The organism is Almyronema sp. (assembly GCF_052168255.1).
Classification (GTDB): domain Bacteria; phylum Cyanobacteriota; class Cyanobacteriia; order Phormidesmidales; family Phormidesmidaceae; genus Sphaerothrix; species Sphaerothrix epifaneia.
Genome location: NZ_JBQLZL010000088.1, coordinates 1 through 9447, shown reverse-complemented (window position 1 = coordinate 9447; position 9447 = coordinate 1). Strand labels below are relative to the sequence as shown.

Genomic DNA, 9447 nt, shown 5'->3' with positions numbered 1-9447 from the left:
TATATGACTTTGAATATGAGTTGAGCTTTTTAGTGAGAACGATTCGAGATGCGATGAATGATTACAGGTTTTCAGGTATTTATTCGTACAACAGGCTGGTAACGATCTGAAATAAACTCATAAACAATAATTTCGCCTAGCCTATTAAGGTAATGACCTAGAAACAACGCATACGCTGCAGGAGCAAAAATGATTAGATGAATACAGTCAGCGTTATATTCGTGCTTGTAATTGCGAATCATATCCTTTGCTTGAACTGCTAGGGCGATCGCATCTGCATTATCAATTGCTACACTACCTGGTTCAGGTATTTGCAGATATACAGTAGCATCTAAGGGAAAGACTGGGGCTTGCATTAGTTTTTGCATCATGGGCCAAGCATCGCCTGTAATGCCAAAACCAATTGCTAAATTTGAACCCGGTTTACCTTGTGCTTCTTTAATTTCAAAACGGAGGGTGCTACGAGACAGGCCATAAGATTGCCAAATCTCCTCACCCTGCTTGATTTTAAGTTTGTAGTGGCTTGTCTGTTGAAAAACATGCCCAACAGCTACCACAGGAGCCAAAGGTAAAGTATTTCTAAATTCGATGATTTGGCTAGAGAAAGCCTCATCAACTGATCGCTTTAATTTCATGAGATCTGGAGCAAGCTTACTATCCCACTTTCCCAAAGTAGGATAGGTAGAGGATGATTTGTCGTAATGAGCGTTCCAGTCAAGGTTAAAATCAGCCGTTCCGTTATCCGCTCTATATCGGCTCCAACCGTGGAGCCAAATCTGAGGGACTTTAGGTATCTTGTCAGATCGAACTTGAGACTTGTGCGTTACAGAGCTAGGTAAGTCAAATCTCCTTTCAAGCCCATTGATTAAACGATCAATATCTACGTGGAAATCTGGATCAGGTCTTGCTTTTGCTGCATTCTGATTGGTAAAAGACCGAATGCTAATGGGAAGAGCACTACTATCAGGCATACTTGCACCACTAACTAAGACAGGTAATATCGGAATTCTGTAAAGCAGAGCGGTTTCCAGTTCAATCCGAACCCAGTCATTTGGATCATTAAGCCTGCTATTAAGAATTTCAAGCCAGGTAGAACCAATGATGACCAGTACAACTTTAGCTTTTCTTATTTTGCTATCAATCTCTTCACGAAAATCAACCGCTAGAGGAATTGAATCGACATCTTTGAAAATCTCGTCTTGACCAAAATGAGCTGACAATCGATCATAAATGCGCCCAGTCACATCAGAGCTATCACTACGACGATAGGAAATAAAAACTAAAGACATAACGGCTTTCAATTAAATAATTTAAATTTTTCTTTAACCTATTATGAGCAATTTCTTCTCTACACCTGCTATATCATCACTTTTATCTACATGTATGAACACCAAATAAATAATTAGAGTCTTCCATCTCTTCTAAGTCTCGAAGAAACCGATACCGATCGCGCTGGAATCCTTGCTCTCCTTGCCCGCCTAAAAATAAACACACCATCTCCTGACAGTCAGCTTCAATCGTTGGATGAGGCACATTAACCCGTCGAATACTCACCCATGAACACGAAGCTGAACCGCGTCCAGCATCGCCGCCTACATCAGGATTGCGCTTATAGCGGTCTTGATAGATTAGCCAAACACCATCGCCTCTGGTGTCTTCGGCTGATTGAAAAGTAACCTGATTATTGTCCAGACTCCAATTTGAGCCGCCCTCATTAACTGGATTAGTCAATGGCCCAAGTAGCGCATAGACCGCACACCTGCGAGGAGAGAAAATCTCAGCGTCTAAAGCTCGATTAGGATTCTCCTCAAAGCGCAGACCTTGATTTCTGAAATAGGCTTGAGCGCGGGTTCGCCAGGTTTCATATAGCTGGCTCCAGTCCGTATTCAAGGGTAATGTCAGCTCATCGCCAATTTTAGTAGAGTCTGAACCTCTTGTTTTCAAGGTCAAGCAGCAACCTCGTGCAGCCGGACGATTGTTGTCCATGTAAAAAATATGGAGCGGCCTGCGCCACCCATGCCCAACACCACCGAGGGTAACAGCCACTCGCATGATAGGCAAAATGATCGCCGTCAAGACCTCTGGTGGCGCACTCACCTCAAGCTGTCCTTTCCAAACATAGAAATAAGGAGACTTGTCAGAGCGATCGCCCCAAATTTTTCCTTTATGCATCTTAATGCGAACACAGCCTTTGTGCGCTTGAGGCTCTATGGTGCCAAATAAATTAGCTAAAGCGAGTTCTGCCTGCTCTTTTGGCAGGACACCAAGTAAAAAGCGTAATGTCCATGAACGTAGCCACCCGCGCCAGTGAGAGGGGCGGAGTTCAGGATTGTTACGATTGTCTTTGTCTACGCCGTAACAGCCTTGACTGTACAAGTCAAACACAAACCGTTGACGTATATATCCTGGATCCGGATCCGGTAACACTGGTTTGGCTTGTGGGGGTCGAGGCGCATTCATAGCCCCATAGCCAGAAGCCGTTCGACTCCCGACACCATGAAGGCTCAAAGCCTGCTTGACCCAGTCCCAGACTGTATCGAGATCATGTTCTATTTCCTCAACTGACCGAGTTGAGTCTGGAATTGCCCGGATTGCAACCATACACTTCAGAGGTTGGCTACCATTCCCTAGCGTGTATAGGGCTTGAGGATTGCAGGCTTGAGGGGTGCTACCTTGGGGCAGATGATACACCTGAAAGTCTTGCTGGGGATTAACAATATCTAGCGAGAGAGGCTGCGGCTCTTGCGGCCATGCATCTAGAAACACAATTTTTCCAGGCGTAACTTTGTCACTATCGCTATCCTGCTTACCCAGCAAGCGAATGGCGTCATTCCTTGAGTCGCTACGTTGTAATGCCCAGGATCTGACAATGCCTCGAATAGCTGAACCGGGAATGTAGCCATTGAGCTTTAGGTACCTATTACGATTGGCTAAATCGCTGAGGTTACCAAAGTATTCTGGCGTGGCTTCCGTCTTTTCATTTTCTGGTGGCTGTCGGTTGTACTCGAACCTGTCAGCATTTCTTTGCGATCGCCAGTCAAAGCGACCACAAGGTTCAGCCGCTGAAATAATCGTTTCTAAATTGGGGAACGGCGTTGATCCCACTTTCGCCCGCCACACCAGCGTAAATGTTCCTCTTCTAAATAGGTGAGGCGATCGCGTTTCGTGCTGCCTTGCCAATAGGTCAACTAGCAGTGTTGCTGTCTTCGGTGCCTGATTCATTAGCGTCCTCTACTTGACAAGCCCGTGCCCAAAAATTCCAGTGATTCGATAGCTTCAAAGCCTGACGCCACTTCACCATGTATCCTTTCGGATTTTGAGTGGATAAGGTGTAGGTCGCGTTCATCAGCGTTTGCCGAGCTTGCTTTTCATCTGAGGGCAGCTTTTGGTCGCCGCAGACTAATCGCCACAGCAAAGGTAGCCACATCGGACGAATTCGCTCTCGAATTTTGCCCTCTCTGGCATGTCTGACATAGCCAACGGCTGAGAGCAACCCAAAGACTCTAAGATGTTGAGCCAGTTGCACCACTGCTGTCACATCTTCTTTCTGAAGATAGGCAGCTTCCTTGGTTTGCAAACATTCCTGAATATGACGATACGCCTCTAAACTCATCTGCTCAGGCTGCAAAGGCTGAATAGGTGACTTGACTCCTGACGGGCGCTGCTGAGAGGCGTTGCTCTTAGCGGTGTCATTAGAAAAAGAGGCAGCGGGTGAAGACTTGAGTGAGGCTTCTTTGTTCCGCTTAGAACGGCCTGTTTGATTCTGATACTTGTTTCTGCTCATCTCAGACTTCAGCTCCAGTCAGGGTTGGAATCTCTGCATTAGAGGAGTCAGACTCTAGTGTCTCAACAGGGTCTTTGAGATTTTCAGGTGGCTGGTCGTTCGCAACCCAGCCCTGCACCCAGCCACGACCCACATTCGCCTGACCTCCCACCTGGAAGAGCGCATTCACAACAGACATTAAAGCGTCATGATCGCTTTCCAGAATAGGCTTATCTTTGCGGTAGCCCCAAGCAAAATACAAGAGGGTATCTCTGGGAATGCAAATATCTGTCCAAAAAACCTCTGCTGAACCGGGCTGATTTTTGCCGTTAGCATCTTCCTCAGCCGTGATTTTGTTGCGGATTTGCGTCCAGAGCGCGTGTTCCATCAGCACGTCAAAATCATCATCTGACAAAATAATTCGGCAGTCATCCCAAGTGGATTTCACCTCACCGTCTAAAGAGGTTGCCCATTTAGGAAGTGCCGTTGCTTCACTAAGACCATGTGGCATAGCGCCAACGGTAATTTGAGAGTCAGCGACCCAGTAGGTGCCTGTGCGCGTACCCACCGGAGTATCTGGTAGTTCCGGTAAGCTATGCCCCTGCCCAGAGAGTAAGGCATGATCTCGGATCAGTGTGTGGCAACTCACCCAGGTAAACACGTCGCCTTTGCCTTCAAGTTCCATTGTGCGCATCGGCACCCAAAGCAATCGAGCATCTCCAAACCAAGCCTGGTGAACGCCCATCTTGCCGGTGCTAGTATCGAGTTCGTCGCCAAACAGGCGATTGGTGATAGCGTCGGCTTTGAGTAAACCACAATACCTCACCTCATCGCGTAAACAGCCCCGCAGTGAGGAACCGGGAATATAGGGAAAGTTGGTATGGGTTTCGCGCACAATATCCAAGATATTGCCGAGGTCGCCCTCACCTCCCGGATGGATCGGCGAAAGTGCATACAGATAGCCCAAGCGAAATCTACTCATGCTGGTCTAGTTCCCCACAAAAGTTTGCCGTAGTTCAAAGTTTCAAACATCTTGTGCTGCTTAAACATCTTGTGCTGCTGACTACTCTCAGCCAGCAGCAACCGCTGCGTCTGCGGTAGCCCCTCAAAGGCATATACCGTTCCCGGTGGCACAAACGCCCGCTGCGGCAACAGCCCAAACTCCGGCGATCGCTCATCCGGTTTTTTGGGATTGCGTCGCCGCCAGACTTGCCGCACACCGCCCCACAACAGTTGTTTATCGCCCGCACAGCCTTTGACAGTACCGCGCCAGTCGTGGGGGCAAAGGCCGTAAAGAGGTTTGTCAGCCTCCGTTTGAGCCAGACCGGGCGTTAGCACGTAGGCCGAGTGCGATTTTTCCTGCTGAGGTTTTTCAAAGGGCTGCAAAGTTTGCCACTGCTCAGGCACCGAGATTTGGGAGGCGATCGCCCTGTGTCCTTCTCCCCCTAGCCGAACCACCGCTTTTTTTATTTCTTTGAAGGGACTCTTTGCGTTTGATCGCTCTGCAATGCCAACCACAAAGCCCCAACCTGGCTCCATCCGCACAGCGACTTCGGTAAAGTAGCCATCGGCCTCGCGCACCTGCCGCGCCTCATCTTTCATGTATATATGGGGCAAAATTTGTACATCCCACGGATCGCCGCCTAACCAAGGCTCCGCTATCGGCGCAGGCCGATCAAACACGGCTTGCCCGCCCAAATAAGCCGCCAGCACGTCGGCACGTATCCAATCATCTGGCTTGCCACACACATACTGATTTTCATCCAGGGGAGGAAAGACCATCGGCGGCAGCGATCGCTCACTGAAGCCCAGCACCCCGTCGGGTGCTGTCGGTTGCAGCCGAACAAGCTGCTCCCATTGGTCAGAAGCTTTTTTCTGATCGGGCTTGGGTTCTTCATCACCTTCTTGCCGACGGCGAACGCCGACAAGATCTTTAGGCGTTGCCAACCAGAGATTTCCTTTAGGATCTTGCAAAAATGGCCCTAAAAATTCGAGGTCGTGACGCCGATCGTCTTGGCGATCGCCATAGTCTGGCAGCAGCGATCGCATCGCTTGAAAGACGGTAATCGGCATCGGCGGAAACAGACCCTTGGCCCAAGCCCCCTCACCCAGGCTAAAGGGCTTGGCTTCTCGAAATAGCAAAACATCTAGGGGGGTAACGCTAAACCAGTGCATGATTTACCTCCCTGCCGTGGCTAATTCTGAAGCATGGCTAGGGGCGTCTTCAGTAGGGTGTCGCCACTTCTGACGCTGCACCATTTTGTCTACCCAGAAAGCGGTGAAACGGAGGAGATATCCGATGTCTTCTGAAGTTGCACCCGGCTTATCAGGGTTAGAACTAGCGGCAGCTTGTGCCCACTGTGCCCAGGCTGTTAGCCATTCTTGGAGAGGGACTTCAACGCCGCTCAGTTGGCGATCGCTGTCTCGCCGCTTCATAATCACCTGGGCAGCTAGCGGAAACAGATCGGGATGACTGACATCCACGCGTTTAGGCAGTTCTTCAGCTAAACGATAAAGCAGGGGGCTGAGTTTGTCGTCGTAGTGGTGACTAACCGCCGCCCATTGATCTAGCAGATGTCCTTTCATCAGGGCTTCTAGCACATTGCCGCCGCTGTAGATCACCCGAAAGCAGAGGCCATCTTTGCCTACCATTTCTTTAGCGCGATCGCTCTCGGCTTCCCATAGGTTCTCTAAAACGGTCGGCAGCGGCACAGACTTGTGGGCAATCACCACACCCATACTCATGGTGGCGGTGCAACCCATTGTGAAGAGGGGACGGTTGGGCAAGCCTTTGAGTTTTTTCTCAGGCTTGGGTCGCCAGTAGCCATCGCCGTGGTCAAACTCATCTCCAGGATCGGCGGCTCCGCTCCAGGCAGATCGCAGCGATCGCAGATAATCTGGCAGATCTTCAATTGGCAGCACGGCCATGACGTCATCGCCGCCGCTGTAGATCACTTTGCCGCAAAAGCGTTTTTCGGTGAGATAGGGAACTAAACGATTAGAGAAATCCAGCAGGGCGCGGTTGAGGCCGATGTGGGTGGCTGGCCCCATCCGTTTGTCCGTGTTGTAAAGCTCGGCTAAACCAGGGATTTCGGGAACTAGATTTTGGTTGATATAGGCCCGGTATTTCTCTAGCTTGCTACCGGAGATGTATTGCCCCATGCCGTCGCCGTCGGCTAGGACGATCGCCCACCAGTCTGAGGGACTGCCCTCTTTAAAGCCATTGTCGTGATGAACTTTCTCAACTAAACCTCTGAGCTGTTGCGTTTGGTCTAAACCTAAGCCCAAATCTTCAGCCAACCACTTAGCTGAAAACATAACGCCATTTAGATAGTCCCGCTTTCGAGACTTAGGATTGATGTGCCGATCGGTTTGAGGAATATGCCCCGGACGGATGCGAGCGACTCGCCGAAAGATACGTTTATATTTAGAGTCAAAGGCTTCTGCGATCGCGTTCTCTAAGTCCCGGCAATAATTCCGCACGATCTCAGAATCATCACGAATGAATCGGGCAGCCGCGATCGAACTCAAATTAGGAAAGCGCACAAAGCGATCGTATAAAAATCTCTCAACATGATCGATTTCAATTTGATTCAGCAAACGCTTGTGTTTTGTAATTCGTTTAATCGTTTTTTGAACCGGAATTCCTAAAGCGTCTGCAACATCACCATAGATCCACGCCATCCGCTTAGTTAGCTCCAAGGCATTCAACCGCTCAGAGCCGCTGAACAGACCGGGATAAGCTTTTGCCATTAGCAGCCAAAATAGCCGCATCGAGCCTTCCGGCAGACCGCCTCCTTCGCGAAAATCTTGGTCTGCGCCGCGACGGTTGACGACTCGGTAGTTCAGATTGGGGTGAACCGCGCTGTACTGGCCGGAGATGGTCGATCGCTCACCGGGTGCGATGGGAATGTTCCAGGTGCGGGTGTTTTTGACGGTTTGAATGGCGATGCGTAAGCGCTGCTGAAAGCTGCCCCACCAGCTACCGACATTGAGGGTATCAAAGGTGTGTTCTTCAGCAGTGCTAGGAATCTCAACCCAGGCTTGCGACAGTTCACTTTGGGCGTTTTTCCAGGCGGCTTCAAACTGGCCGTTGGCTTTTGAGACAGAAAGTGGCTGATTAGGATCACCGAGCGGAACAGCCGCCCAGTAGGGTTCCCAGGCATTTTTGAGCTGCACATCCCAAAGTTTGCACCATTCCCAAGTGGGATAAGTTTGCTGATTATGCTGGTTGCGCTGCGATCGCCATTTGCTTAAGTCACTTTTATAAGGTTTACTGGGTTCGCCTTTAGGCAAGCCTTCTTTGATTTCAGTCCAAAATGCATCCCACTGATTGTCTAAAATAGCAGCGGCTTCTTGACTGACTTTGTGGCGGATGTGATCGCGCACTTTCTCACCGATCGCTATCCACTCAGCCTGCAAGACATCCGCTAGCTCGTCGCCTAGCTCTTTGGCCGCACCTAGTCCCGGAACCAAGGCCGTAATCACGTTGGGAAATCCGGCGGTGCTAAGGCTGGTAGATAATCCGTCTGTAAACCGCTCTACCGGAGTTTTCTGGTCGCCAATGGTCTTGAACATTGTTTTCAAAACATCAGCAAACTCCGTTCCTGGGTGATGTTCAAGCCAAAAAGCGTCGAAGATGTCTTGTCCCCACAGCGATGGCACAATGATGGCGTCAGGGCCGTATTTTTGAGCGATATGCCAGCAAAGGCGGGCGCTGAGGTAGTGCAGCAGGTAAGAGCCTGCCCAAAAATCTAGAAATTTGCGCGAGGCTTTGATGAAGTCCTGAATGGGGGAAAAGGTGAAGATGAGCAAGTAGGGATGCGCGGGGGATTCTTCTTGCTGCCAGCCATTGGGAAATCTCGCGCCTGTGAGGGCTGAAACAGTGGCTTGATAGCTGTGCAGAGGACAGTCGGGTAAAACTAGGTGAGCGGGATACAGCAACCCATCTGCCAAGGTTTCACCTTGAGGGTTAAGCCAAAGTTCTGGATAGAACCGCCAAAACCAAGCAAAGACCTTTTGAGCATCTGATTCACGGCGGAGAACGCTCAGAATATCAGCAGGAATGGTGGGAAACGCTGGTTTGGGAGAGACGGTGCCAGGTTCGCCACTGATAGGGTGACGAATCGAAACGCGATCGCCTTGAGCAGCAGTAGCGTGAAGATTGACCCGATCTGAAGAAGCCGCGATCGCTTCAATTTGCTGGCCAATGCTTTGAGGTTGTTCGCTTGCACTCCACCAGGTTTCTAGGGCTGAAAGGGGATCAAGACAGTTTAGATTTAACTGCTCAATGGCGGCGTGGCTAAGTTTGGCAGAGCGGAGAAAGGCGTAAAGTTTGCGGGCGTAGTAGGGGGCTGTATGATTTGCTGCATCCGTCACAAGGTCGCCTCAAAGGATGGATTGGGGGCTGGATTTTTGGGGTAAAGACCGCGATCGCTTGCCAGAGCTAGGTAAAATTTGTTCTAGCCTAAGCAAGTTTTCTCTGGTTGCTGGTAATCTTCAGAATGTCTTCAATTGATTCCGGACGGCAAACTAGAGATTTTACTGATTCGCTCTACTTCGATCTACGGTTAAAGATTTTGGCTGAGGCGACGCGATCGCCCTCAATTTCTAGAACAATTTCTAGAAACTGCGATCGCTGAGGGTCAAAAAGAAGGGTTAGGCTTGCAAGCATCTCTGGCTGT

The 9447-nt window shown here is 49.8% G+C and carries 6 protein-coding genes; all 6 read right to left on the bottom strand.

The window, feature by feature from the left end:
- Window positions 1-71 precede the first annotated feature (71 nt).
- Window positions 72-1289 carry an SAVED domain-containing protein gene (locus tag ACTS3T_RS19225; protein WP_377968285.1) on the bottom strand — a complete coding sequence of 406 codons (1218 nt, stop codon included), beginning with the start codon at window positions 1287-1289 and terminating at the stop codon, window positions 72-74.
- A gap of 82 nt (window positions 1290-1371) precedes the next feature.
- Complete coding sequence (locus ACTS3T_RS19220) at window positions 1372-3222, bottom strand: RAMP superfamily CRISPR-associated protein (RefSeq protein WP_377968284.1); 1851 nt, start codon at window positions 3220-3222, stop codon at window positions 1372-1374.
- Complete coding sequence (locus ACTS3T_RS19215; RefSeq protein ID WP_377968283.1) at window positions 3185-3784, bottom strand: hypothetical protein; 600 nt, start codon at window positions 3782-3784, stop codon at window positions 3185-3187. Before ACTS3T_RS19215 ends, ACTS3T_RS19220 begins: the two co-directional genes overlap by 38 nt.
- Before the next feature lies 1 nt (window position 3785).
- Window positions 3786-4745 carry an RAMP superfamily CRISPR-associated protein gene (locus tag ACTS3T_RS19210; RefSeq protein ID WP_377968282.1) on the bottom strand — a complete coding sequence of 320 codons (960 nt, stop codon included), beginning with the start codon at window positions 4743-4745 and terminating at the stop codon, window positions 3786-3788.
- A complete protein-coding gene (locus ACTS3T_RS19205; protein WP_462935389.1) occupies window positions 4742-5938 on the bottom strand; it encodes a type III-B CRISPR module-associated Cmr3 family protein in 1197 nt (398 codons plus the stop codon). Before ACTS3T_RS19205 ends, ACTS3T_RS19210 begins: the two co-directional genes overlap by 4 nt.
- Window positions 5939-5941: 3 nt before the next feature.
- Entirely contained in the window at window positions 5942-9142 is a 3201-nt protein-coding gene (gene cas10, locus ACTS3T_RS19200) for a type III-B CRISPR-associated protein Cas10/Cmr2 (RefSeq protein ID WP_377968277.1), read from the bottom strand.
- Between the last annotated feature and the right edge of the window lie 305 nt (window positions 9143-9447).